We start from the raw sequence: 1,199 nt of genomic DNA on the forward strand, positions 1-1,199 counted from the left end.
GATAATTATAAGTAACATAAAAATTGGTTTGATTGTAACTATAACCCTTTGCACGTGTATATTCATTTTTTTCGACATCTGTTACGTCCCCTACCACTATCTGACCATAACAAAAGTAATTTTTATATATTGGTCGGGGCCCATTTGTAATAATATCTTGATAACGGTACTTTTCCCCTAATTCGGTCACCTCATAATGATAAAGTTCGGGGTGTCCTTCTACCGGCTCACGAATTAATAAGCCAATCTCAGCAAATAAAGGCAATGTTTTGGCAAGATCTTCCTTATTCCAAATATCCCACTGAATATCATCTTCTAATACTGGCTCATCGGTATAAGGGAATTTTACGTCACCTACATAGTAGCAAAAGTCGCCTTTTAGTATAGTACTAGCATGCACTTTGTCCCAACCATCTTTAATTCTTCGCTTAAACTCTTCTTTGTTATAGCAACCCAATAAAGTACTAATAGTTAAAACCATAATTATTAATTGGCTTATTTTAATTAAATTTAATTTCATGAGAATATCTCGCTTTTTACAGTATCATGTATCACTATTGGATGAGTTTCAACACTTTTATTTTGGTCATTTTTGATCGTTTTTCCTTTAGGCCAATATAGCACTTGCATATAGATTTCACTATCAACAGGGAAATAACATTCACCCGTTTTATAATAAATTTGAAAATACCCTAAATTTTTACCTTCTTCATCTGCGGCATCTTTATAGGATTCAACTCGGCCAACTTTACTTTTTCTCAAATCTTTTTCTCGGGTCACTGGCTCTAAAGGCTCGGGGCGTTTAACCAAAATATCCGTTGGCGAATTATCAACAAATTCCAGTATCGGATATTTCTTCCCTTTACTAATTTTAACTATAGCCACTTCGTTGCTTTCAGCATCATAAAAACGAAGCATACCCTCATAATCACTAAACAAATCATTGTAATTCGGCAAACCAAGTGATATATAAACCTCTTTACTCGCTGAGTCAACTGCCATAAAAATTGGGAATGTCGTCACAATTCCGGAAGTGGCCGCCATTACATCTTTATTTGCTCGTGTTTTATCTGAATAAAAGGTTGAACTTCCTAAGTGTATAACGGCATAAACTCCACTTCTTGCCACCATGTAGTCATTAATTGCCATTGCCATACTATCAAAACTTGATAAATAGGCCTTACCTTTATCGGTTGGCT

2 protein-coding genes are annotated in these 1,199 nt (G+C 35.0%); both read right to left on the reverse strand.

The features are described 5' to 3' along the window. A partial coding sequence (locus H3T96_RS14570) for a hypothetical protein (protein ID WP_198248690.1) occupies positions 1-520 on the reverse strand: 520 nt, incomplete at its 3' end. After that, positions 517-1,199, reverse strand: a 683-nt coding sequence (locus H3T96_RS14575; RefSeq protein ID WP_198248691.1) for a hypothetical protein, incomplete at its 5' end; no start/stop codon positions are given. The genes H3T96_RS14575 and H3T96_RS14570, both read right to left, overlap by 4 nt.

It is taken from the genome of Gilliamella sp. W8136 (assembly GCF_016101285.1).
Taxonomy (GTDB): Bacteria; Pseudomonadota; Gammaproteobacteria; order Enterobacterales; family Orbaceae; genus Gilliamella; species Gilliamella apicola_N.